Origin of the sequence: Paracoccus sp. MKU1 (assembly GCF_001447385.1) — a bacterium.
Classification (GTDB): domain Bacteria; phylum Pseudomonadota; class Alphaproteobacteria; order Rhodobacterales; family Rhodobacteraceae; genus Paracoccus.
Map to the genome: position 1 here is coordinate 1 of NZ_LLWQ01000168.1, position 23,696 is coordinate 23,696.

The following is a 23,696-nucleotide window of genomic DNA, read 5'->3' on the forward strand; positions in this document are numbered from 1 at the left end:
ATGACGCTGGCCGTGGCCCAGCCGGTGCTGACCCGCTTCCTGCTGCAAGCCCGGGCCGAGGGCCGGCGACTGGTGCTGGTCATCACCGGCAAGGGACGCGAGGGCGGGCCGGACGCGCCGCTGCCGGTCCGGCCTGGCGCGCTGCGCCACAACGTGCCGCATTGGCTGCACATGCCGCCCCTGAACACGGTGGTGCTGCAAGTGCGCCCGGCGCATCGCCGCCATGGCGGCGAGGGCGCCTATTACGTCTATCTGCGGCGCTAGAACGCCGGCGAGATCGCGATCTGCGCCGCATGTTCGGCATGCAATGCCGCACGGACGAGCGGCCCGACCCCGCCACCCACATCCGAGGGAAACACGCTGCTCAGCGCCTTTGCCTGCGCCAAGAGACGCTGCAGCGCCGGCGAGGGCGCCACATCGAAATGCCCCTCCCGGTCGAGAAGGCGCCGACATCGGCCAGGCTGCCAAGCCGCCATCGCCTTTTGTCCGGCGGGCGGCGGAAAAGCCCTCAGCCGTAATTCGCCTTGGGCCCTGCAAACCACCAGATGATCAGGCCCAGCAGCGGCAGGAACGCCACCAGCGCGATCCAGATCAGCTTGGTGGTCATGGTCTCGTTCGTGTTGATGATCGAGGCGATGGCCCAGACATCCAGCACGAAAATGATGATTCCAAAGATATAACTCATGCGCGTCCCCGCTCGTTGACCTTATGGCACAACGGCGGGAAGGCGCCGCGGTTCCTTACAAGACATAGCGCGACAGGTCGGTCGAGCGCGACAGGTCGCCCAGATGCTTCTCGACGAAGGCCCCGTCCACCACCACCGTCTCGCCCGAACGGTCCGGCGCGCTGAAGGACAGTTCCTCGAACACCCGCTCCATCACGGTATAAAGCCGCCGCGCGCCGATATTCTCGACCGAGCCGTTCACCTCGGCCGCGATGCGCGCCAGCGCCCGGATGCCGTCCTGAGTGAACTGCACCGTCACGCCCTCGGTCGCCATCAACGCGGTATATTGCCGGGTCAGCGCGTTGTCTGTCTCGGTCAGGATGCGGACGAAATCCTCCTCGGTCAGGGCGCGCAGCTCGACGCGGATCGGCAGCCGGCCCTGAAGCTCGGGCAGCAGGTCCGAGGGCTTGGCGATGTGAAAGGCGCCGCTGGCGATGAACAGGATATGATCGGTCCTGACCGGCCCGTATTTCGTGGAAACCGCGGTGCCCTCGATCAGTGGCAGCAGGTCGCGCTGCACGCCCTCGCGCGAGACATCGCCGCCGCGGGCATCGGTGCGGGCGGCGACCTTGTCGATCTCGTCGATGAAGACGATGCCGTTCTCCTGCACCGCCTCCAGCGCGGCGGCGCGCACCGCCTCGTCGTCCAGAAGCTTGTCGGCCTCCTCCGCGATCAACAGGTCATAGCTTTCCGCGACGGTGACCTTGCGCCGCACCCGGCGGCCGCCGAAGGCCTTCATCAGCCCCGACAGGTCCATCATGCCCCCCATGGCGCCCGGCTGGCCGGGAATCTCCATCATGCCGAAGGGATTGGAATTGTCCTGCACCTCCAGCTCGATCACCGTGTCGTCCAGCTCGCCGCGCTTGAGCTTGTCGCGGAACATCTCGCGGGTCTGCTCGCGCGCGCCCTCGCCGGCCAGGGCGGCGACGACCCGCTCCTCGGCGGATTTATGGGCGCGGGCCTTGACCTCCTCGCGCATGCGCTCGCGGGTCTCGATGACGGCGGCATCGGCCAGGTCGCGGATGATCTGCTCGACATCGCGGCCGACATAACCGACCTCGGTGAACTTGGTCGCCTCGACCTTCAGGAAGGGCGCGCGCGCCAGCTTGGCCAGGCGGCGGCTGATCTCGGTCTTGCCGACGCCGGTCGGGCCGATCATCAGGATGTTCTTGGGATAGACCTCGTCGCGCAGGTCGTCGCCGAGCTGCCGGCGCCGCCAGCGGTTGCGCAAGGCCACGGCCACGGCGCGCTTGGCATCCCTTTGCCCGATGATGAAGCGATCCAGCTCCGAGACGATCTCGCGCGGCGTCAAGTCACTCATGGTCAACCTTTCTGTCAGGGGCACCGGCTGCCGCCTTCTTTCGTGCCCAAATATCCCGGGGGACGCCCCGCATGCCCCGTCGAGGGGCATGCGGGGCGGGGGGCGGAGCCCCCGTCATCCCATGACTTCAACGGTCAGATTGCCGTTGGTATAGACGCAGATATCCGCCGCGATGGCCATGGCCTTGCGCGCCACCGCCTCGGCATCCAGATCGCTTTCCATCAGCCCGCGCGCGGCGGCCAGCGCGAAATTGCCGCCCGAGCCGATGGCGGCCACGTCATGCTCGGGCTCCAGCACGTCGCCGGCCCCCGTCACCACGAAGATCTCGCGCCCATCGGTCACGATCAGCATCGCCTCGAGGTTGCGCAGGTATTTGTCCATGCGCCAGTCCTTGGCCAGCTCGACGCAGGCCCGCGCCAGCTGGCCGGGCGCCGCCTCCAGCTTCTTTTCCAGCCGTTCCAGCAGGGTGAAGGCGTCGGCGGTCGAGCCGGCGAAGCCCACCACCACGTCATGGCCGCCGGGGCTCAGCCGGCGCACCTTGCGCGCCGTGCCCTTCATCACCGTCTGGCCGACGCTGACCTGGCCGTCCCCGGCGACGACGACCTTGCCGTCGCGCCGCACCGCCAGGATCGTGGTGCCGTGCCAGCCGGGAAATTTGTCTTCGGACATGCCTCTCTCCGATCTCAGCCCTGCCGCGTCAGATATGGGCCGGGCGGCGCTTTCGCAACCCGCCCCCTTCCGCCGGACCGTGCCGCCCGCTAGCTTGCCGGCCATGACCCATGCCCCCGTCCTGCGCGTCTATCTGGAAGGCTCGATGCTGGAAACCGCCCGGGCGGGCAGCTTCAACTTCATGGCCGTGCTGCGCCAGGCGGTCGAGGGCGCGGGCTGGCGCGTGGAATGGCACGAGACCGGTCCCATGGCGCGCATGGCCGCGCCCTTGCGGGACGGCTACGCGCTGTTTCACATGGAGGCACCGACACATGGCCGCGCGCTGACCTTTCGCCGCGCCTATCACTATCCGTTCTGGCAGATCGAACCGGTGCAGCAACGCTGGCGCTTTGCCGTGGCGCAAAGCCGCTACGACCCCGGAGCGGTCGACCCGCAGGCCGCGCGCGCCTTTGTCCAGCGGCTGCGCGCCCGTGTGCTGCCTGGGCCACCACCCCGGCGCGGCGATGCCATCCTGGTGCCGCTGCAAGGCCATATCCGCCGCTGCCGGTCCTTCCAGACCATGAGCCCCGTCGAGATGCTGGAGGTGGTCGCCGCCATCGGCCGCCCCACCATTGCCACGCTGCACCCAAGGGAAAGCTACGCCGCCGCCGACCGCGCGGCACTGGCCCGGCTGGCGACGCGCCATCCGAACCTGCACATCGGCGGCGACACCGCGCGGCTGATCCGCGACTGCGCCTTTGTCGTGACGCAGAACAGCGCCGTGGCCTTCGACGGCTATCTGCTGGGCAAGCCCGCCGTTCTGTTCGGGCAGATCGACTTTCACCACATCGGGCTGAACGTCGCCGAACTGGGCGCGCGGGAAGCCCTGGCGCGGGCGGAAAGCCATGCGCCGGATTTCGACCGCTACCTGTTCTGGTTTCTTCAGGAAAACGCCATCAATGCCACGCGGCCCGAGGCGGGGGCGCGGATCCTGGCGGCGATGCGCCGGGGCGGCTGGCCGATCGGCGCCGCCCCCGGCGCCTAGGGATCAGATGGATTCGTCGATCCAGGCCTTCAGCGCGGCCTTGGGCGCGGCGCCGATCTTGTTCGACACGACCTGGCCGTCCTTGAACAGGAACAGCGCCGGGATGCCGCGCACGCCAAGCGCGGCGGGGCTTTCGGGGTTCTCGTCCACATTGACCTTCACGATCTTGACGCGGCCCTGGTATTCGGCGGCCAGTTCCTCCAGCGAGGGGCCGATCTGACGGCAGGGCCCGCACCACTCGGCCCAGAAATCGACCACGACCGGGGTCGGGGACTGGCGGACTTCGCTGTCGAAATCGGCATCGGAAACGGCTTGAGTGTTGGCCATGGGGCTCTCCTGCGATGTGCCGGCTGGCACCGGCGGGGCGTATGCGTCAACAGCTAGGCACCGGGGCGGTTGGGGTCAAGGCCCGCCATCACCCCATCCAGCAACTCGTCGGGCAGCGCCATCAGGCTGCGCGCGGCCGTCCACAGCACCGCGACCTCGACCCGCATGGCCGGCCAGATCAGCCGCAGCGCCGCGCGATAGGCGGCCATCTGCCGCAGGATGCCCAGCGGCACCGCCTGCGGCGCATCCGGCACCTCGCGGTTCGACTTGTAGTCCACCGCCAGGATCCGGTCCGGCTCCACCACCAGCCGGTCCACCGCCCCCGTCAGGATGCCGATCCCCGGGACCGGAGCAGCCAGCGCCACCTCGGCCAGCACCTCGGCATTGTCGGAAAGCGCAAAGACCTGCGCCAGGTCCGGCGCCTCGATCACCGCGCACGCCTCGGCCAGCAGCGCCGCCAGTTCCTCGGGCCCGGGCAAACCGCCCTCGGCATCGGCCAGCACGTCGCGGGCCAACCCCGGCCAATCCGCGGGGTCGCGGCCCGGCAGATGCTCCAGCAGCAGATGCAGGCGGGTGCCGAACAGCATCGCCGCCTCGGCATCGCCCTCGCCGGGCGCGCCGATCACCTTGGCCCCACCCAAGGCCGTCGCGGCGACCGGTCGGACCTTTTCCGGCGCCGGCGGCGGCGGGGCGCGCAGCCAGTCCGGCTCGGCCAGCACGGGCTTTTCCGACAGCACCGCCTGCGGCGCGGTTTCGGGCCAGTCACCAAAGGACAGCCGCCGGATCTCGCCGCCCCATGGCGCGGGCAGGCGGGTTTCGGTCAGATCCGTGCGGCCCATGCCGGCCTCGACCATGGCGTGCCAGCTGTCCTCGGCCGCGCCGGTCTCGCCCGCCGCAGCGACGATCAGCCAGCTTTCGGCGCGGGTCAGGCCGACATAGAGCAGCCGCTTGCGTTCCTGAAGCTGGCGCTCGGTCTGGATGGCGGCCAGTTCCTCGACCGGATCGGGCCGCTCGCCCTTGCGGCCGCGCCACAGGGACAGCCCGTCCGGGCCGGGCAACACCGGCGCCTCGCGCGGGGGGCGGCGCTCGGCGCAATCGGGCATGATGACGATGGGGCTTTCGAGGCCCTTCGAGCCATGCACGGTCATCACCCGGATCAGCCCCTCGCCGTCGCCGGCCGAGCCGGGCTGGCGGCGCACCTCCACATCGTCGCCGGTCAGCCAGACCAGGAAGCCGGTCAGCGAGGGCGTCTCCGAGCTTTCATAGGCCAGCGCCTGCGACAAGAGCTCGTCGATGCCGTCCTGCGCCTCGGGGCCCAGCCGGGCGATCAGCCGTTCGCGCCCGCCGTGGCGGATCAGCAGGCGCTGGATCAGGTCATAGGGGCGCATGAAGCCGGTCTGGCCCATCAGGTCGGCCAGCAGCTCGACCGCATGGCGATGCGGCGATTCGCGCAGCCGCCGCCACAGGTATTCGCCGCGCTTGCGCCCGGCAGCAAGGCGGTAAAGCTCCTCCTCGGTCAGCCCGAGCAGCGGCGAGCGCAGGCAGGCGGCCAGCGACAGGTCGTCCTCGGGCGTGGCCAGCACCGACAGCAGGGCACGGATGTCCTGCACCGCCATCTCTCCGGCCAGTTTCAGCCGGTCGGCGCCGGCGACGGGCAGGGTCGCCGCCTTCAGCGCCGCGATGATCTCGGCGAACAGGTCCGAGCGGCGCTGGACCAGGATCAGCACGTCGCCGGCGCGGATGCGGCGCAGCCGGCCGGTCTTGGCGTCGAAGATCGGCTGGCCCAGCATCTTGCCGATGGCGTCGGCGATGGCGCGGGCCAGCTGCACGGTTTCCGAGTTCTCGGCCGGCTGGTCCACCGGATCGGTCCAGTCGCCGGGCTCGGGCTTCTCGGGCTTCGGGATCGCCGGCCACAGGTCCACCCGGCCCGGCATGTCGGTGCGAAAGGCGCGGTGCTGCGGCGGATCGCCCAGGCCGCGCGCCGCATCGCCGGCAAAGACCTGATCGACCAGCGACAGGATCGCGGTCGAGCTGCGGAAGGAATGCCGCAGCTCCAGCACCTGCATCGGGTCCTGCACCGCCTCGAAGGCCTGCGCGAAGCCGGTGCGGCGGGCCTCGAACACCGCGATATCGGCGCCCTGGAAGGAATAGATCGACTGTTTCGGATCGCCCACCACGAACAGGCTGCGGGTCTGGTCACGCGCGCCGTGCCCCGAGGTGAACTCGTCCGTCAGCCGCTGGATCACCTGCCATTGCGCCGGGCTGGTGTCCTGCGCCTCATCGACCAGGATATGGTCGATGCCGCCGTCCAGCCGGAACAGCACCCATTGCGCCATGCTGTTTTCCGACAGAAGCCGCGCGGTGCGGTCGATCAGGTCGTCGAAATCCAGCCGTCCATGCGCCGCTTTCTGCGCCCGATAGCGGGTCAGGAAGGCATGGCCGAAACGGTGCAGCGCCAGCGTCCGTTCGGCATGGGCCAAGGCGATGCGGCGCGGGCGGGCGGATTCGACCCGCTCCATCAGGATCGCCAGATCGTCCAGCAGGTCCGCGCAAGGACCGTTGCGCAACGCCTTGGTGGGGAAGCTGTCGTATTTTGCGGTAAACGGCTCCTTGGCGCTTGCCCCGGTCAGCAGCACGGATTCCAGGATCGCCAGTTCCGCCAGCCCCGGCTGTGTCCAATTGCCGGGCGCAAGCTTCGCCGCCGCCTTCTGGTCGTTCGCGCCGCTTTTCAGCAGATACGGGATCAGCGCGGCGATGACCGTGGCGCCGTCCGCGAAACATTCCGCCAGCAGCGCCTGCATGTCCTCGCCCGGCGCCAGCCCGCAGGCGGTCCAGAGCGCATCCCGGTCGGCGGGGGATTCGAACCCCCGCAGACCGGCGAGGAAGGCGTCGAGCCTCTCGCCCGAATGCAGGGCCAGCAGGTCCTCCAGCTCGGGCGCGCGCTCGCGAGCCATGTCCTCGATGATCTCGGCGCGGATCAGCGCGGCGCTGCGGTCGTCGAGCTCGGTAAAGCCATGCGGCACCCCGGCCTCGATCGGAAAGCGGCGCAGGACACCCGCGCAGAAGCTGTGGATGGTCTGGACCTTGAGGCCCCCCGGCGTCTCGATGGCGCGGGCGAACAGCCGGCGCGCGGCGGGCAGGTCGGGGGCGCCCGTCTCGCCCAGCCGCGCCAGTTCGGCGCGCAGCGCCGCCTCGGGCAGCATGGCCCATTGGCCCAGCCGCGCCAGCAGGCGGTTCTGCATCTCGGTCGCCGCGGCCTTGGTATAGGTCAGGCACAGGATGCGCTCGGGTGCGGTCCCGGCCAGCAGCAGCCGCGCCACCCGGTCGGTCAGCACCCGCGTCTTGCCCGAGCCGGCATTGGCCGTCAGCCAGGTCGAGCGATGCGGGTCCGCCGCCCGCACCTGCGCCAGCGTCGCCTCATCCATCATCGCCGAACCTCTGCGGGGCCGCGACCTCGGTCGTGTCCCATTCGCCATGCCGCGACAGGTGGTCGTAATCGCTGGCGTGGTCGGACCGCTCCATGGCCAGCCGCGCGGTAAAGCCGCGCTCGCCGCCCAGATAGCGGCGGATCAGGGTGACGAAGCCGGCCCAGCTTTCCTCGGCGAAACCGGGGCTGAACTCGCGGCTCTCGGTTTTCCCCTCGCCGCCCAGCTGGATATAGCTGATGCCCTCGACCTCGGCCGGTCCCAGCGCCTTGAAGGCGCCGTGCCGGACCATGGCGGCCTCCAGCGGCAACTGCTTGTCGAAATGCGCGATCTGCTTGTCGGTCGGCGGCTTACCGGATTTGTAGTCGTAGACATGCACCCGGCCGTCATGCAGCCGGTCCAGCCGGTCGGGCCGGGCGATCAGGCGGAAATCGAGGCCGGGAATGCCCTGCTCGCCATAGTCCTCGACCACGGTGGGCGTGCCGCGCGCCAGCCTTTCGGCCTCGTCCGCCATCAGCCGGTCGGCGATGCCGGCGATCCGCGCCCGCCAGAACAGCCGGGCCGAGGGCCAGGGCACCTCGGCTTCCAGCACCGCGTCGGTAAGGGCAAGCAGCCGCGCCTTCATCGCCTGCGGCGTCTCGGGCAGGTCGGGAAGGCCGCGCAGGAAACGGTCCATGATGTGATGCAGGACATTGCCGCGCTCGGCCGCATCCGGCTCGGGGCGCAGCGGGTCCAGCGCGCGCAGGCCCAGCACCCGGCGGGCATAGACGGCATAGGGGTCGCGGATCAGCGTCCTGACCTCGGTCACCGACAGCTCGCGCAGCGCCGGCGGCGGCGGGATGGGCGAGGGGCGCGGCGCCGGCGCCAGCCGCATCCGCGGCCGGGCCTGCAATTCGGCCAGGTCCAGCCAGCGCCGACCGCGTTCCCGCATCTCGGCCAGCGCCTGCGGTCCCTGCTGGTCCGGCAGCCCGCCCAGCAGGTTCACCAGCCGGTTCAGCCAGCGCGAGGGGATGGTCTCGGCCTCGGCATCGCGGCGGGCGCGGGTCAGCACCACCTGCGCCGCCGCCACGGCCTGCTGGAAGTCATGCGCCGACAGGCCCACCCGGCGCTCGGGCAGGGTCAGTCCCGCCACCAGCCGCATCGGGCGCGACAGCCACGGATCGGGCGGCAGCGCCTGCGGCCAGCCCCCCTCGTTCAGGCCCGACAGGATCACCAGCCCGGCATCCTCGCCCACCGCCTCGGTGCGCGCCTCGCGCGGGCCGCGGAAGCGGACCAGAGGATGCGCGGCCACGTCCTGCCGCACCGCCTGGCCCTGCAATTCGTCATGCAGCAGGTCGCAGAACTCGCCCGGCCGCAGGTCGTGGCCCAGATGCGCATGGGCGGCGAGATGGTCCAGCACCGAACGCGCCAACCCGCCCGAGGCCTTGGCCCACAGCTCGGAGGCATCAGCGCGGCCCGCGGGACCGGCGGCCAGATCCTCGGCCAGGGCGCGCAGATCGCGCAGGCGATCCGCCAGCGGGCGCGGCGCGCGGTCCTGCGCCAGCGGCACGATGCGGTCGAGCAGCCCGGCCAGCCACAGCGCCCAGGGCTTGCTGGAGGCGTCGCCGCGATCCGCCCAGCCCCGCAAGGCCGCGCCATCGGGAAAGGCCGGGCCGTTGCGGCGCAGGTGCAGCTCCAGGTCGCGGGTGTGGCGGTTGTGCTCGCGTCGGTAATCGGGGCCAAGCCCGGTCGCGGTGACCGGGTGCTTGAGCAACACCAGCAGCGCGGCCAGCATCATCTCGGCTCCGAACAGGTCGGCGACATGGCGCAGGAACAGGCCGGGCGCGGTCAGGGGCAAGGGCTGGCCGGCGGAATCGTCGGGGATGATGCCCCAGCGGTCCAGCGCCGATTGCACGCGGCGGGTCAACATCCGGTCGGCGGCGATCACCGTTACAGGGCTGTTACGCTGCACCGCCTCGCGGATGACCAGCGCCACGGCCTCAGCCTCCTCGCCGGGATTTTCCGCCTCGATCAGGGTCAGGTGCTCGGTCGCGGGAACCAGCGGACCAAGGCGCGGACCTTCCTCGATCCACTGGTCGGTGACCGGCGCCGGCCGCAGCGCCAGCGAGATCAGCCGGTTGCGGGCCGGGTCGGGGGCGGTGTCCGCCACCCATTCCGCTGGTGCGCCGAACTCGGCCAGCAGCGGCGCATAGCGCGCCTGCGGGTGATCCTCGGAACGGACGTCGAGCCCATCCCAGACCGCCTGCGGCAGGTCCGCATCGAAGCCGGGCAGCACCACCGCGCCCATCGGCAGCCGGGCGACGGCGCGCATGAAATCCCGCGTCGCGCCATGCGAGCCGGTCGAGCCGGCGACCACCACCGGGCCCTTCGGCAGCATCTCGCCCCGCGCCCAGGCCGCGGTCAGCGCCTCTGCCGCGGCGCGCTGGCGGGCCTCGCGGTCCTGCGGCGGGTCGGACAGGTAATAGCCGGCGGCGATCTTCAGGAAGGCCAGCGCCCGGCCCCAATGCTGGGCGTGTTCGCTGGCGTCGATGCGGTCCAGCGCCTGCGCGTCCAGCCCTTCCAGCTGCATCTCGGCCATCAGCGCCGCCAGCGAGGCAGCGAGTTCCGGCACCGATTGCCCCTGCGCCAGATCGGGATCGGCCCGCAGCGCGGCGTCGATCAGCCGGCCCAGCTCCAGCCGGCGCGCCAGCGGCGCCGTGGCCGCGCCGCCGCCCAGGTCGGCGATCAGCCGCAATTGCGGCAAAAGCAGCGGCCCGCGCCGGATGAAGGCCTGGCGCAGCGCCATCAGCGACTGGCCGGAATTGGCATAGACCGTGACCCGCGCCATGTCCTGCGGCGGACGGTGGGCCATGCGCCGGATCAGCCCGTCGGCGAAGGCGCCGGGGAAATCGGCGCCGCAGGGCAGGGCGAAGACGCCATTCTGCCAGTCAGGCATCGAGCAGGCTCTCGGCCAGCGGGATGCAGTCGGGCCGGCCCACGTCGCACCAAGCGCCGGGATGGATCAGCCCATAGGCGCGGCCCTCGGCGATCATCAGATCCCAGAGCCGGTTGAGCGAGAACACCTGTTCGGGGATCTCGGCCAGCCGTTCGGGCCGGATGATCTGCACGCCGCCATAGACCAGGTCGCCCCCCCGGATCAGCCTGTCGCCGGGGCCGAGGCTGAAATCGCCGCCGCCCTGCCGGCCATGGGTCCGGTCCAGCGGCACCAGCATCAGAAGCGCGTCCATCTCCTCGCGCCAGCCGTCCAGCAGGGCGCGGACCGGGTTCGGGCCGGTCCAGACCACATCCGGGTTCATTGTGATCACAGGGCCGGGACCCAGCAGCGGCAACGCCTTGCGCAAACCGCCACCCGTTTCCAGCAGCAGGTCGGATTCGTCCGAGATGGCAATGCCCCGCCCGGCGAGGTGATCGCGGATCTGGCCGCCCAGATGGTGGATGTTCAGCACCACCGGCCCGGCGCCCGCCTGCCGCCCCAAGGCCAGCGCCCGGTCCAGCAGCGTCCGGCCCCCGACCGGGATCAGCGGTTTCGGCAGCGCATCGGTCAGCGGCGCCATGCGGGTGCCCTTGCCCGCGGCAAAGATCATCATGGGCAGGCTCATCCGGCGATGCCCTCGATCACCTCGGGCGCGGGGGCGGGGATGCCTTCCAGCGCGGCGGCCAGCGGGGCCAGCGCCGGATGCGTCAGGTCGCGCTGGATCGCCGCCCAGACGCGCGGCATCATCGCCAGATAGCGCCGCTTGCCCTCGCGCTGCGCCAGCCGTGTAAAGATGCCCATGATGCGCAGGTTGCGCTGCGCGCCCAAGAGCGCATAGGCGGCGCGAAAACGCGCATCGTCCACCCCGGTCGCGGCGATGTAGCGGGCGATCTGCGCCTCTTCGATCTCGGGCGCGACGTCGCGGCGGGCGTCCTGAAGCGCCGAGACCAGGTCATAGGCCGGATGCACCGCCACGGCGTCCTGGAAATCCAGAAGGCCCAGCGGCGCCTCGTCCCGCCAGACGACATTCTCGGCATGGAAATCGCGCAGGCCCAGAACCGGCGGCATGTCAGCGGCCAGTTCCGCATGCAGCCGCTCGATCACCGCGGCGACCTCGGCGCCCTTGCCGGGCACACCGGCGGCGGGGGGATAGTATTCGGCGAAAAGCCCGACCTGATGCGCCAGTTCCGGCCCGTCGAGGCGCGGCACGAAATCCGGCGGCTCGCGGCCGTGCAGCTGCACCAGCAGGTCGGTCATGCGGTCATAGATGCGCGGCGCCAGATCGGGGCGCGATTCCAGCACCCGGGCGACCAGATCGTCGCCCAGATCCTCGATCAGCAGCAGCCCCTGCGCCTGATCGGTGGCCAGAATCTCGGGCGCGTGCAGGTCCAAGGCCCGCAGCCATTGCGTCATGGCGACATAGGGCGCGGTCACGCCGGGCGAGGCATCCATCAGGACCGCGCTGCGCCCGTCATCCTCGACCAGCCGGAAATAGCGCCGCGACGAGGCGTCGCCCGCCAGCGGGACCAGCCGCGCCCCGAACCAGCCGGCGCGGTGGATCAGCCGGGCGATGGCGGGCAGGCGGGTCATCAGGCCCCAATGCGGCTCGGACCCGGCCAGGGTGATGCGGCGCAGGTCGGGGGCGTCCGCCAAAGGCTCCAGCCCGATGGTCAGCGCGCCCTCCAGCGGGCTGCCATGCTCGGGCCATTCGACCAGCACGATGGCCTCGCGCATCGCCTCGTCGAGGCCAAGCTCGGCCAGTTCCTCGGGATGGGTCAGGCGGTAAAGGTCGGCATGCCAGATCTCGGTTCCCAGCGGGTCGGCATAGGTCTGGACCAGGGTGAAGGTGGGGCTGGGCACCTCTTCGGCCGCGGCACCCTGCCGGGCGCGGATGAAGGCGCGGGCGAAATGGGTCTTGCCCGCACCCACCGGACCCTGCAACGCCACCACGTCGCCGGGCTTCAGGACAGCCGCCATCACGCGCGCCAGGCAGGCGGTCAGGTCGGCATCGGCATCGTCAAGCGTCGCAAGCAGGGTCATCACAGGAAACCTAATCCGGGACGCGGCGCTGTCAAAGCCCCAGAACGTCGGCCATGTCGTATTCGCCCGGCCCCTTGTCCTGGCCCCAGAGCGCAGCGCGCAGCGCGCCGCGGGCAAAGATCGCCCGGTCGGTGGCGACATGGCGCAGCACCACCCGCTCGCCGGCGGTGGCGAAGATCACGTCATGCTCGCCCACGATGTCGCCACCGCGGATGGCGGAAAAACCGATGCTGCCGGGCGCGCGGGCGCCGGTGATGCCCTCGCGCGCCGGGGTGCGCAGCTCCTCCAGGCCGTGGCCGCGCCCCTCGGCAGCGGCCTCGCCCAGCATCAGCGCGGTGCCCGAGGGGGCATCGACCTTGCGGTTGTGATGCGCCTCGACCACCTCGATATCCCAATCCTCGCCGAGCGCGGCGGCGACCTTGCGGGTCAGCCCGACCAGCAGGTTCACGCCCAGGCTCATGTTGCCGGCGCGGATGATCGGCGCGTGGCGGGCGGCGGCCTTCAGCTTGTCCAGATGGGCCGGCTCGAATCCGGTGGTGCCGATCACATGCACGGCGCGCGCCTGCGCGGTCAGTTCGGCGAAGGCCACGGTCGCCGCCGGGGCAGTGAAATCGATCACCGCCTGCGCCTTGGCGATGGCCTCGACCGGATCGTCGGTGACGGTGATTCCCAGCGCCGCGCCGCCTATCGCCTCACCCAGGTCGCGGCCGACCCAGGGGTTGCCCTCGCGCTCGATGGCGCCGACCAGGCGGGCCTGATCCGAGCCCAGAACGGTGCGCACCAGCATCTGCCCCATGCGGCCCGACGCGCCCGTGATGACGATTCCCGGTTTTTCCATGCTCGATCCCCCGTTTCCGGCATGTCTATCCCGTTGCGGCGCGGGCCGCGACCCCCTACATCTGCGCGCATGGCACAGAACCGCTTTCATTCCGGCACAGGCCCCTCGCAGCGCCAGCTTCGCGTGGGCGAGCTGATCCGCCGCACGCTTTCCGACGTCCTCCTGCGGGGGGATGTCCACGATCCGAACCTGAACCGGCATTCGATCACGGTCGGAGAGGTGCGGACCTCGCCCGACCTGAAGGTCGCGACGGCCTATGTGCTGCCCCTGGGCGGGCATGATGCCGAGGAGGCGCTGGCCGCCCTGCGCCGCAATTCGGGCGAGCTGCGCCACCTGGTCGCCAAGGCGATGACGCTGAAATACGCGCCCCAGCTGCGCTTTGTCCTCGACGAGACCTTCGACCGCATGGACGACACCCGCCGCCTCTTGTCCGAGGACCGGGTGCGCCGCGATGTCGAATCGCATCCGGAAGACGATGAAGATTGACCTCAAGCGCCGGTTGGGCCTGGCCATCGGCGCGCTGATCGCCATGACCCTGCCCGCCATGGCCGGGATCTGCGAAAAGCGCGACTTCGACGGGCAGGGCTATGTGATCTGCACCCTTGCGGCCGGGCAGGAGCCGGGGCTGCGGCTGTGGCTGAACGGCCCGGACGGCCGGACCCTGGGCGATTTCACCGCTGTCCGCCGCATGCTGGCCGAGGGCGAGGTGCTGGGCTTTGCCATGAACGCCGGCATGTATCACCCGGATTTCACCCCGGTCGGGCTTTACGTCAGCGACGGCGTCAGCCAGCACGATCTGGTCACCGCCGGTGGTGGCGGCAATTTCGGCATGCTGCCGAACGGCGTGTTCTGCACCGGCGGCGCGCGGCCCTATCAGGTGATCGAAAGCCGCGCCTTTGCCAAGGCCGGCCCGGATTGCCGCATCGCCACGCAATCGGGACCGATGCTGGTCATCGACGGGGCGCTGCATCCGCGTTTCCTGGTGGACAGCGACAGCCGTTATATCCGCAACGGCGTCGGCGTCTCGCCCGACGGGCAGACGGCCTGGTTCGCCATCTCGGACCGGGCGGTGACGTTTCACGAATTCGGCCGGCTGTTCCGCGACGGGCTGGGGGCGCGGGACGCGCTGTATTTCGACGGCTCGATTTCGCGGCTATACGCCCCGGGCCTGGGCCGCGCCGATTTCGGGCGGCGGCTGGGGCCGATCATCGGATATGTAGGACAGAACTAGAATGGCGCGAAAAAAGGGACGCGAGATCCACGGTTGGCTGATCGTGGACAAGCCGGCGGGCATCGGCTCGACCGATGTGGTCAGCAAGGTCCGCTGGGCGCTGGACGCGAAGAAGGCCGGCCATGCCGGGACGCTGGACCCGGACGCGACCGGCGTGTTGGCCGTCGCGCTGGGAGAGGCGACCAAGACCGTGCCGATCCTGGCCGAGGCGCTGAAAGCCTATGACTTCACGGTGACCTGGGGCGCCGAGACCACGACCGACGACGCTTCGGGCGCGGCGGTGAAGACCAGCGACGCGCGCCCGGACGAGGCGGCGATCCGCACCGCGCTGCCGGAGTTCACCGGCGAGATCATGCAGGTGCCCCCCGCCGTCTCGGCCGTGCGCGTCGATGGCGCGCGGGCCTATGACCTTGCGCGAGAGGGCGAGGTGGTCGAGCTTGCCGCCCGCCCGCTTTGGGTGGACTCGCTGGAGCTGCTGGGCGCGGCGCAGGACAGTGCCGAGCTGCGCATGGTCTGCGGCAAGGGCGGCTATGTCCGCGCCATCGCCCGCGACCTGGGCCGCAAGCTGGGCTGCCTTGGCCATGTCGCGCAGCTGCGCCGCATCTGGTCGGGACCCTTCGACGCCGCAGACGGCTTCGCCTTCGACCGCATCGACCGCGCCAACCAGGCCGAGATCGAGGCGGCGCTGCTGCCCCTGCAAGCCGCGCTGGCCGACCTGCCCGAGATGCAGGCGACCGAGATCGGCGCCACCCGCATCCTGAACGGCAATCCCGGCCAGGTGCTGGGCCATGCCGAATTCGGCGAGGAGGTCTGGGTCAGCCGCAACGGCCGGGCGCTGTGCATCGGCCGCTACATGGGCGGCGAGGTGCAGCCCTCGCGCGTGTTCAATCTGGGCTAGACCCCCTCATCGCCGGGCGCCATGATCCGGGCCACGGTGGCGCCGGGCAGGGCGTCCGAGGCATAGGTGAAGGTGCCGGCCGATCGGACCTCTTCGGCGGCGCGCATCAGCGCGCCGAGCGCCGCCCGCGCGAAAGAGCCGCCGACGCTGATCCGCCGCACCCCGGCCTGCGCCAGCTCCGCCACCGACCAGGTCGGACCCGACAGCCCCATGACCACGTTGACGGGCTTGTCCACGGCGGCGCAGACGGTGCGGATCGCCGCGAGATCCGGCAGTCCCGGCGCATAGAGCACATCCGCCCCGGCCTCGGAAAAGGCTTGCAGCCGCCGGATTGTGTCCTCCAGGCCGGGCCGTCCCCAAAGAAAGTTCTCGGCCCGCGCGGTCAGCAGGAAGGGCAGGCCCCGCGCCGCCTCTGCCGCCGCCTGGACACGCTCGACGGCAAAGGACAGGTCGTGGATCGGATCGGCGGCATCCCCCGTCGCATCCTCGATCGAGCCGCCGACCAGCCCGATTTCGCAGGCCAGCCGGATGGTTTCGGCGCAGCTTTCCGGCGCGGCGCCGAAGCCGTCCTGAAGGTCGGCCGAGACCGGCAGGTCGGTGGCGCCGAGGATCTCGGCGGCATTGTCCAGGATCTCGTCCCGCCCGAGACCGGCGATGGAATCCGGCTTGCCCTTGGAAAAGGCGTAGCCGGCGCTGGTGGTCGCCAGCGCCTGGAACCCCAGGCTGGCCAACAGCCGGGCCGAACCCGCATCCCAGGGGTTGGGCATGACGAAGGCGCCTTCCGCCTCGTGAAGCGCCTTCAGCTTCTCGAACTTGGCCTGTTGATCCGGCATCGCGCCTCTCCTGCAAGGACTCTCAGCATGAGCCTAGCAGTCCAGAACAAATTGTGAACAACTTTCCTGGCCCTTGTCGCGCCACGGGCCCGTCGTGGCGCGAAGGCCGTCAGCCGGCGAACTGATAGGTCGCGGGCACGAAGCGGTAGGAGCCCTCGCCGTTCGGGGCGATGAAGCCCAGGGCCGGGAAGGGCATGTGATAGCCGATGAAGGGGATCTTCTCCTCGGCCAGCCGGGCCAGCACCGCCTGGCGCGTGGCCGCGCCCCGTTCCTTGTCCACGTCGAAGCGCACATGCCAGGCCGGGCGCTGCACCGAATAGACATAGTGGTTGAAGCTGTCGCCGGTGATCAGCAGCCGCTGCCCGTCGCTGTCCAGCAGGTAGGTGGTATGGCCGGGCGTGTGGCCGTGGGCCTGTTCGGCCCTGATGCCGGACAGGATTTCCTCGGTCCCCTCGATCTGCCGCGCCTTGTCCAGCAGCGGCACCACCTTGGCGGTATAGGCCTCGCTGGGATTGGCCGCCCAATAGTCGTTCTCGGGCCCGGGCAGGATCAGCTCGGCATTGGGAAAGGCCGGGGTCTCGCCGTCCATCAGCCCGCTGATATGGTCGCCATGCATATGGGTCAGCACGACATGGGTCACGTCCTCGGGCTTGACCCCGGCCTGCGCCATCGAGGCGGCGTTGTTGGCCGGGACCATGCCGGTGTCGAACAGCACCAGCGCATCGGGCGTGCGCACCAGCGTCATCGTATAGGACCCGCCGCTGCGGTCGGCGGGGATGAAATTCTCGACGCTGAGGCTTTCGAACTCGGCCGGATCGGCATTGAGCCCGAAGGTCTCGATCGGATTGTCGCTCATGCTGGCGCCGCCCAGCAGCGTCGTCACCTCGAAGCCGCCCAGCTGGATCGTGTTGGCGCGGCCGACAAAGACCGGAGCCTCGCCCGGCGGCCCGGCAGGCGCGGTCTGGGCGGGGGCGGCGGTCTGGGCATGAGCCGGCAGCACCAGCGCCAAGGGCAGCGCACCGCCCATCAACATGGTGCCGCGGCGGGTGGTCTTGAACATTCCGGCCATCAGTCCTCTCCCTCTGCCGATCTGACCGACCAACCCAGGCCGGGGCGGCAAGGTTCCGCCGACCGACGACTTCTTCGTTGTCCAAATACCCATGCGGCCGCGCCGCAAGACCAAGTGCTGGCCCGGCTCAGAACGGCGCCGGCGCGGAAAAGCCTTGCATCACCCCGGTTTCGGGATGCTTGAAGCGCAGGCTTTCGGCATGCAGCATCAGCCGCGGGAAATCCGCCGCCGCGCCGGTCGCGTAAAGCGGATCGCCCAGGATCGGATGGCCCAGCTCGGCCATGTGGACGCGCAGCTGATGGCTGCGGCCGGTGATCGGCATCAGCCGCACCCGCGTCTCGGCCTCCGTCGCCTTGACCACCCGCCATTCGGTCTGCGCCGGCCGGCCCTCGGCATGATCGACCTTTTGCCGCGGCCGGTTCGGCCAGTCGACGATCAGCGGCAGGTCCACCATGCCGCTTTTCGGCTCCAGCCGGCCCCAGAGCCGCGCGACATAGGCCTTTTTCGTCCGCCGCTCCTCGAACTGCCGGGACAGGTGGCGCTGCGCATGCGGGGTCAGGGCAAAGACCATGACCCCCGAGGTGTCCATGTCCAGCCGATGCACCAGCAGGATCGTCGGAAAGGCGCCCCGCAGCCGCTCGATCAGGCAATCCGCACGGTCCTCGCCCCGGCCGGGGACCGAGAGCAGGCCGGCCGGCTTCTCGACCACCAGGATCTCGTGATCGGCATGGATCACGCGCGGCTGTTCGGCCGTCGGCTGGTAGAGAAAGCTCATTTCCAGACCAGCCGCAGCGCCAAGCCGGCGAACATCACCGCGGCGATGCGGTTCACGATGCCCAGCCGCTTGCCGATCACCTGCCCGGCAAAGCCGCCGACCACGCCATAGCCCATGGTGACCAGCATGCCCGACAGGGTGAACATCAGCCCCAGCCCCAGGATCTGCTGCCAGACGGGACCGTATTCCGGCCGGGTGAATTGCGGCAGGAAGGCCAGCAGGAACAGCGCCGGTTTTGGGTTCAGCAGGTTCGACAGCGCGCCGCGGCGGATGATGGCCCAGGTCCGGCTGGCGGCGCGGGCGCGGGGATCGACCGCGCCGGCGTTCCAGCTTTTCCAGGCCAGGAACAGCAGATAGGCGGCGCCGGCATATTTGATCGCCACCAGCGCGCCGGGATGGGCGGCGACCAGCGCGCCCAGGCCGATCGTCGCCATCACCACATGGCAGACCACGCCCAGCCCGACGCCGAAGCCGGCCAGCGCCCCGGCGCGCGGCCCGTTCTGGATGCCGCAGGCGCTGGCGAAGAACACGTCCTGCCCCGGCGCGAAATTCAGCACCAGGGCCCCGGCCATGAAGGCCAGAAGCTGTTGCAGCGGAAAATTCGCCAGCGTGTCCCAGATCATCGCGCGCCCCCTTTTCCTGCCGCCTAGGCCGAGCGGTGCGCCGCGTCAACTATTCGCGCGGGTCCTGCGGCAACCCGTCGGCGATGTCGTAATAGTCGCCCTTGTCGGCGACGAAGATATGGCCCAGCAGGCGCAGCCCGGTCGGGCTGTCGATGGCGCCCGCCGCCACGTCGATGATCTCGGACCCGTCGCGCTGCCAGAACAGCGAGCTGCCGCAATCCGGACAAAAGCCGCGCCGGGCGATGTCCGAGGCGCGATACCATTTCGGCTCGCCCTCGATCCGCAGCGATAGCGGCAGGATCGCGGCCCAGTAATGCCCCGACCAGCGCCGGCACTGGCTGCAATGGCAGGCCTTGAGGTCGTTTCCGGCGTCGTAGGTGCCGCGAAAGCGGATGGCGCCGCATAGGCAATGGCCGGTGAATTCAGTCGCGTCCGAATGTGGCATCCAGGATCTCCTGCAGGCGGCCGGCATCCTCTGGCGTAAAGGCTTCGGGCCGGTCGCTGTCGATGTCGAGCACACCGATCAGCCGCTCGTCCCTGCCGATCACCGGGATCACCAGTTCCGAGCGGGTCGAGCTGGCGCAGGCGATATGGCCGGGAAAGGCGTCCACATCCGGCACCAGCTGGGTCTGCCGCGTCCGCGCCGCCGCGCCGCAGACCCCGCGCGAGAACGGGATCACCAGGCAGCCATGGCCGCCCTGGTAGGGACCGATCTTCAGCATCTCCGGCGCGGTGACGCGATAGAAGCCGGTCCAATCGAAACGCTCGTCCGAGTGGTGGATTTCGCAGGCGAGCGTCGCCATGAGCGCGACCTCGTCGGTCTCGCCATGGGTCAGGGCGCGGATGCGGGCGGCAAGGTCGTCGTAATCGGGCATGGCGCCAGATTAGCGGGCGCTTGCCGGCCTGTCACCCTGCGCCGTCTTTCAGCCGGTCACGCGCCAATAACTGTTCGGCGTGTGGATCAGCGGCGAGAGCGCAAAGCCCGCCGCGGTCAGGCACAGCAGCGCCGGCACCACCACGCCACCCAGCCCGGTCAGCATGGCGAGATGGCACAGCAGGAAGATGCCGCAGCCGGTGACCAGGGCCGCCCAGCCCTCGCAGCGCGACAGCCAGGCCAGTCCGCCGCCCAGAAGCGCCAGCCCCAGCGCCAGCCAGGACATCGGGCCGAAAGCCCGGTCCAGCACCACCAGATCGATCGCCCGCAGCGGCGCATTCGCGGCGACGACGACGGTGGAGCAGGCGAGCAAGAAACCGGCCATCACCGCAAAGGACAGGCCGCAGAGAATCGAGAGGATACGCATCGGAACCGACCCACCAAGGAAAGACAAAACGCACAAATTCTGCCGGAACCTTTTGCGCATATGCGCGGTTTCCCGCAAGAACTCCGAATCCCATCGGCGGATTTCTGCCTATGGTTGTATTTCGGTTAAAATCCTAGGCAGTTCCCGCCGCAGCAGCGTCATGCCGCCCGGCCGCCAACCCAATGCTTGCAGCCGGTCGCAAAGCGGCCGGCGCAGCATGCCGGCATCGGCACGGCGGGGCAGGGGCGTGGCGCAGCCGGTCCGCCGGGCCACCTCGGCCAGCAGGTCCTGGCGGTCCAGCACCAGATCGCTGGCATTGTAGCTGCCCGCCATGGCGGGATCCGCCAGCAGCAGCAGCACGGCCCGGGCCAGGTCGGCGCCATGCAGCTCGGTCGCGACGCGGGGGGCGGGGGTGGTGCCGCGCAGGAAATCCCCGATCAGCCCGGCCCATTTCTGCGGCGGGCCGGGGCCGTAGACCCCGGTCGGACGCAGGCTGGCGGCCAGGAAATCCGGGCCGGCCATCGCGGCCAGCGCCGCCTCGGCCTCGGCCTTGACCTTGCCGTAAAGGCTTGTCGGGGCTGGAGAAAGCTCGTCGGTCAGCACCATGCCCTCGGGGTGGCCGTCATGCACGGCGCGCGAGGACAGAAAGATCACCCGGCCGACGCCCTGATCCCGCGCGGCCTGGAACAGCAGAAGCGAGCCGTCCCGATTGGCGCGGACAAAACCCTGCGGATCCTCGCCCTCGCCACCGCGATAGCGGCCGGGAAGGTGGTGGAAAGCGGCATGGACCAGCGCGTCGCAGCCAGCCAGGTCGGGCGTGTCGCCAAGGCGCCAGCCGGGCAGGATGGCGACCTCGTGGCCCGCCTCCAGCGCGGCGCGGTGGATCCAGCGCCCGACAAGGCCCGAGGCGCCGGTCAGCGCGATCCTCATGCCGCACCGGGTGGGGGCGGCAGGTCGCGCGGATCGGGCACCGGCCCGTCGCCGGCATGGGCCTGCCAAAGCTCGATCAGCGGCCGCAGCTGCTCAACCTTGGCGTGATCCTGCCAGGGCTTTTCGTATTGGTAATGCAGCACGCGAATGTCCTGCCAGCGCCAGAGTTGCGGCAGGTTGATCCAGACATATTGCAGCATATTGTCGAAGACCGGCAACCCGTGCCAGTTCGGAAAGAAGCTCTCGAGGAAGGTCTGGTCGGTGCGGCGCCAGAACAGGCCGGGCTGATCGAGGCGGGCCAGCATCGCCCGGAAGGTCGCCTCCGAGGGGCGGGCGGTGAACACGCCGGAGTTCAGGCGGTGGAAATCGGCCAGGCTCTCATAGACATTCGGCGCGGCGGAAAATTCCGGATAGTCGAACAGCCGGTCGATGTTCTGCAAGACCAGCGCATCGGCATCGATGAACACCACCCGGTCATAGTCGAGCTGCCACAGCCGCAGCTTGGCGAAATTGTCGAGCGGTGTGTGGAAGGGCGGCTTTTCGCCCTTGGTGAAGGGCGCGGCGCCATGCAGGCGATCACGGGCGTGCAAGGCGTTGAACTCGGCCGAGGTCGGCAGAAGATCGACCCGCACCGCCCGCGCCCCGAGGGCGCAGAGATCCGCGACCGCCGCCTCGGGCAGGTCGGTGTAAAGCACGACCAGATCGGCGGCCGTCCCGGTCCGGCGCAGCGAGCGGAACAGCGCCGCCGCCCCGGCCGCATAATCGGGATTGGTCGCCAGCGTGACAAAGGCGCGGTCGGACCGCGCCCTGCCTGTCGGATGGATGCCTTCGCGGGTCACGATACCGAGCGCAGCCTCTTGCCCTCGGGATCGTGCTCGACGCGCTTGGCGATGTCCTTGGTCCAGGCCGAGACCGCCGGCACGCGCGAGCGGTCGATGCGATGGGCATATTTCCGCGCCACATCGACCACTTCGGAAAGCAGGCCCTCGGCCAGCGTGATCGGCTTGAGGCCCAGCGCCAGGAACTGGTCGTTCTTGACCACCAGCTCATTCTCATCGGCCTCTTTGCGCGGGTTGGGCAGATAGGCGACCTCGGCCCCGGTCATGCGGGCCACCAGCTCGGCCAGGTCGCGGACGCGATGCGTTTCGGTCATCTGGTTGAAGATGCGCACCCGCTCGCCCGAGGCCGGCGCATCCATCAGCGCCAGTTCGATGCAGCGCACCGAATCCTGGATATGGATGAAGGCCCGGGTCTGGCCGCCGGTGCCGTGCACGGTCAGCGGATAGCCGATGGCGGCCTGGATCAGGAAGCGGTTCAGCACCGTGCCATAGTCGCCGTCATAGTCGAAGCGGTTGATGAGCTGCTCGTGCCGGCGGGTCTGGTTGGTATGGGTACCCCAGACGATGCCCTGATGCAGGTCGGTGATGCGCAGCCCGTCGTTCTGGGCATAGAACTGGAACAGGATCTGATCCAGGCTCTTGGTCATGTGATAGACCGAGCCGGGCCGGGTCGGATACAGGATCTGCTGCGCGCGCGGCCCGGCGGGCGTGTCGATCGACACGTCCAGATAGCCCTCGGGGATCGGCGCGCCGATGGTGGAATAGCCATAGACCCCCATGGTGCCCAGATGCACCAGATGCGCGTCGATGCCGGTTTCGACCAGCGCGGCCAGAAGGTTATGCGTGGCGTTGATGTTGTTGCCCACGGTATAGACCTTGTGGCGGTCGGTCTTCATCGAATAGGGCGCGGCGCGCTGTTCGGCGAAATGGATCACCGCATCGGGGCGATGCTCGGCCAGCCAGGACTTGAGCCGCTCGTATTCGGTGGCCAGGTTCAGCAGGTGGAAATGGATCCGGCGCCCGGTCTGCTGATGCCAGATCCGGCAGCGTTCCTGGATCGAATCCATCGGCGTCAGCGACTGCACGCCCAATTCGGTGTCGATCCAGCGCCGCGACAGGTTGTCCACGATATGGACCTCATGGCCCAAATCGGACAGGTGCAGGGCTGTTGGCCAGCCAACGAACCCGTCGCCGCCAAGAACTGCGATGCGCATGATCTACTCCTTGCTGTTGCCCCGCAGAAATGCGCGGACAATGTGACAAAACGATAACGCTTTGGCGATGGTTCCTGGATGAAAGCGGGCGCGACCCGCAATTTCTTGCCGAAATCGTTGCATGACGGCACGGCGAACACTAAGGATTCCCCTTATGATCTCGCAGAAGACGAAATATGCCATCAAGGCCCTGATGGCCCTGGCAGATGAGGTTGCCGCCGGCGGCAATGCCCTGACGATCGAGGAGATCGCGCAGCGCTCCGGGGCGCCCAAGCGTTTTCTGGAGCATATCATGCTGGAACTGCGCAATGCCGGCTATGTCGGCTCGCGCCGGGGCCGGGCCGGCGGCTATGTGCTCATCAAGCGGCCCAAGGAAATCTCCATCGGCGAGCTGCTGCGCCAGGTGGACGGACCCATCGCGCCGCTGCCCTGCCTGTCGCGCCGGTCCTATCAACGCTGCGAGGATTGCACGGACGAGGCCACCTGCCGGCTGCGCCGCATGTTCGGCCAAGTGTTCTGGTCCTATCTGCTGCTGATCGAATCGCTGACGCTGGAGGATCTGGTGGCCGAGGGCGGCCTGCCCGAGATGAGCGCGGTCTGAACGCAGATCCCCAGGGTTGCATTCTTGCCATGGCCATGCG

At 69.6% G+C, this 23,696-nt stretch carries 26 protein-coding genes; 6 read left to right on the forward strand and 20 right to left on the reverse strand.

Going from position 1 to position 23,696, the window contains the following annotated elements:
• Positions 1-264 (forward strand): Smr/MutS family protein (locus AQY21_RS13170; protein ID WP_161906011.1); only part of this gene is annotated, 264 nt, incomplete at its 5' end.
• Here the strand turns inward: AQY21_RS13170 and AQY21_RS13175 are convergent.
• From AQY21_RS13175 to hslV, 4 genes are all read right to left on the reverse strand, one after another.
• Positions 261-476, reverse strand: coding sequence for a hypothetical protein (locus AQY21_RS13175; RefSeq protein ID WP_058098104.1), 216 nt, complete (start codon positions 474-476; stop codon positions 261-263). The two genes, AQY21_RS13170 and AQY21_RS13175, sit on opposite strands and share 4 nt — an antisense overlap.
• A 32-nt stretch (positions 477-508) precedes the next feature.
• Positions 509-685 (reverse strand): PLD nuclease N-terminal domain-containing protein, encoded by a 177-nt coding sequence (locus AQY21_RS27840; protein ID WP_082658096.1) that lies wholly within the window; start codon positions 683-685, stop codon positions 509-511.
• 55 nt (positions 686-740) lie between these two features.
• The gene (gene hslU / locus AQY21_RS13180) at positions 741-2,045 is read right to left on the reverse strand and encodes an ATP-dependent protease ATPase subunit HslU (RefSeq protein ID WP_058098105.1); all 1,305 of its coding nucleotides are present in this window, start codon (positions 2,043-2,045) and stop codon (positions 741-743) included.
• 114 nt (positions 2,046-2,159) lie between these two features.
• Positions 2,160-2,714, reverse strand: a complete 555-nt coding sequence (hslV, locus tag AQY21_RS13185; RefSeq protein WP_058098106.1) for an ATP-dependent protease subunit HslV — start codon at positions 2,712-2,714, stop codon at positions 2,160-2,162.
• Positions 2,715-2,817: 103 nt separating this feature from the next.
• Between hslV and AQY21_RS13190 the strand changes: the two genes are divergently transcribed.
• Positions 2,818-3,738, forward strand: coding sequence for a hypothetical protein (locus AQY21_RS13190; protein ID WP_058098107.1), 921 nt, complete (start codon positions 2,818-2,820; stop codon positions 3,736-3,738).
• A 3-nt stretch (positions 3,739-3,741) separates the two neighbouring features.
• Here AQY21_RS13190 and trxA read toward each other — a convergent pair whose 3' ends face one another.
• Genes trxA through dapB form a run of 6 tightly spaced genes read right to left on the reverse strand, consistent with a single transcriptional unit; the run spans position 3,742 to position 13,342 of the window.
• Positions 3,742-4,065, reverse strand: coding sequence for a thioredoxin (gene trxA / locus AQY21_RS13195; RefSeq protein WP_058098108.1), 324 nt, complete (start codon positions 4,063-4,065; stop codon positions 3,742-3,744).
• 53 nt (positions 4,066-4,118) lie between these two features.
• On the reverse strand, positions 4,119-7,493 hold the full coding sequence (addA, locus tag AQY21_RS13200) for a double-strand break repair helicase AddA (protein ID WP_082658097.1): 3,375 nt from the start codon (positions 7,491-7,493) through the stop codon (positions 4,119-4,121).
• Positions 7,483-10,425 (reverse strand): double-strand break repair protein AddB, encoded by a 2,943-nt coding sequence (addB, locus tag AQY21_RS13205; RefSeq protein ID WP_058098110.1) that lies wholly within the window; start codon positions 10,423-10,425, stop codon positions 7,483-7,485. The genes addA and addB overlap by 11 nt, the downstream gene beginning before the upstream one ends.
• Complete coding sequence (locus AQY21_RS13210) at positions 10,418-11,089, reverse strand: nucleotidyltransferase family protein (RefSeq protein ID WP_203416497.1); 672 nt, start codon at positions 11,087-11,089, stop codon at positions 10,418-10,420. The genes addB and AQY21_RS13210 overlap by 8 nt, the downstream gene beginning before the upstream one ends.
• Entirely contained in the window at positions 11,086-12,504 is a 1,419-nt protein-coding gene (tsaE, locus tag AQY21_RS13215; protein ID WP_058098111.1) for a tRNA (adenosine(37)-N6)-threonylcarbamoyltransferase complex ATPase subunit type 1 TsaE, read from the reverse strand. Before tsaE ends, AQY21_RS13210 begins: the two co-directional genes overlap by 4 nt.
• Before the next feature lie 31 nt (positions 12,505-12,535).
• Complete coding sequence (gene dapB, locus AQY21_RS13220) at positions 12,536-13,342, reverse strand: 4-hydroxy-tetrahydrodipicolinate reductase (protein ID WP_058098112.1); 807 nt, start codon at positions 13,340-13,342, stop codon at positions 12,536-12,538.
• Between the two features lie 69 nt (positions 13,343-13,411).
• Here dapB and rbfA point away from each other — a divergent pair, with 69 nt between their 5' ends.
• The 3 genes from rbfA to truB are packed head-to-tail and all read left to right on the forward strand — an operon-like array spanning position 13,412 to position 15,471.
• A complete protein-coding gene (gene rbfA / locus AQY21_RS13225; RefSeq protein ID WP_058098113.1) occupies positions 13,412-13,828 on the forward strand; it encodes a 30S ribosome-binding factor RbfA in 417 nt (138 codons plus the stop codon).
• Complete coding sequence (locus AQY21_RS13230) at positions 13,818-14,573, forward strand: phosphodiester glycosidase family protein (protein ID WP_058098114.1); 756 nt, start codon at positions 13,818-13,820, stop codon at positions 14,571-14,573. Before rbfA ends, AQY21_RS13230 begins: the two co-directional genes overlap by 11 nt.
• Position 14,574: 1 nt before the next feature.
• Positions 14,575-15,471 carry a tRNA pseudouridine(55) synthase TruB gene (gene truB / locus AQY21_RS13235; RefSeq protein WP_058098115.1) on the forward strand — a complete coding sequence of 299 codons (897 nt, stop codon included), beginning with the start codon at positions 14,575-14,577 and terminating at the stop codon, positions 15,469-15,471.
• Here the strand turns inward: truB and AQY21_RS13240 are convergent.
• From AQY21_RS13240 to AQY21_RS13285, 10 genes are all read right to left on the reverse strand, one after another.
• On the reverse strand, positions 15,468-16,304 hold the full coding sequence (locus tag AQY21_RS13240; protein ID WP_058098116.1) for an oxaloacetate decarboxylase: 837 nt from the start codon (positions 16,302-16,304) through the stop codon (positions 15,468-15,470). The genes truB and AQY21_RS13240 overlap by 4 nt on opposite strands.
• Positions 16,305-16,413: 109 nt before the next feature.
• Positions 16,414-17,373: an MBL fold metallo-hydrolase gene (locus AQY21_RS13245; protein ID WP_238986774.1), complete on the reverse strand. Its 960-nt coding sequence runs from the start codon at positions 17,371-17,373 to the stop codon at positions 16,414-16,416.
• 127 nt (positions 17,374-17,500) lie between these two features.
• Positions 17,501-18,148, reverse strand: coding sequence for an RluA family pseudouridine synthase (locus tag AQY21_RS13250; protein ID WP_058098118.1), 648 nt, complete (start codon positions 18,146-18,148; stop codon positions 17,501-17,503).
• A complete protein-coding gene (locus AQY21_RS13255; protein ID WP_058098119.1) occupies positions 18,145-18,771 on the reverse strand; it encodes a LysE family translocator in 627 nt (208 codons plus the stop codon). The genes AQY21_RS13250 and AQY21_RS13255 overlap by 4 nt, the downstream gene beginning before the upstream one ends.
• A gap of 49 nt (positions 18,772-18,820) precedes the next feature.
• A complete protein-coding gene (locus AQY21_RS13260) occupies positions 18,821-19,216 on the reverse strand; it encodes a GFA family protein (RefSeq protein ID WP_058098120.1) in 396 nt (131 codons plus the stop codon).
• Entirely contained in the window at positions 19,194-19,646 is a 453-nt protein-coding gene (locus AQY21_RS13265; RefSeq protein WP_058098121.1) for a GAF domain-containing protein, read from the reverse strand. Before AQY21_RS13265 ends, AQY21_RS13260 begins: the two co-directional genes overlap by 23 nt.
• Before the next feature lie 48 nt (positions 19,647-19,694).
• Positions 19,695-20,072 (reverse strand): hypothetical protein, encoded by a 378-nt coding sequence (locus tag AQY21_RS13270; RefSeq protein ID WP_058098122.1) that lies wholly within the window; start codon positions 20,070-20,072, stop codon positions 19,695-19,697.
• 108 nt (positions 20,073-20,180) lie between these two features.
• Positions 20,181-21,002 (reverse strand): NAD(P)-dependent oxidoreductase, encoded by an 822-nt coding sequence (locus AQY21_RS13275; protein WP_058098123.1) that lies wholly within the window; start codon positions 21,000-21,002, stop codon positions 20,181-20,183.
• A complete protein-coding gene (locus AQY21_RS13280) occupies positions 20,999-21,841 on the reverse strand; it encodes a glycosyltransferase (RefSeq protein WP_082658098.1) in 843 nt (280 codons plus the stop codon). The genes AQY21_RS13275 and AQY21_RS13280 overlap by 4 nt, the downstream gene beginning before the upstream one ends.
• Positions 21,838-23,055, reverse strand: a complete 1,218-nt coding sequence (locus AQY21_RS13285; RefSeq protein WP_058098124.1) for an NAD-dependent epimerase/dehydratase family protein — start codon at positions 23,053-23,055, stop codon at positions 21,838-21,840. The genes AQY21_RS13280 and AQY21_RS13285 overlap by 4 nt, the downstream gene beginning before the upstream one ends.
• A 154-nt stretch (positions 23,056-23,209) precedes the next feature.
• On the opposite strand from AQY21_RS13285, the gene AQY21_RS13290 reads away from it, so the two are divergent.
• Positions 23,210-23,656: an Rrf2 family transcriptional regulator gene (locus AQY21_RS13290; protein WP_041530000.1), complete on the forward strand. Its 447-nt coding sequence runs from the start codon at positions 23,210-23,212 to the stop codon at positions 23,654-23,656.
• Positions 23,657-23,696: the final 40 nt, after the last annotated feature.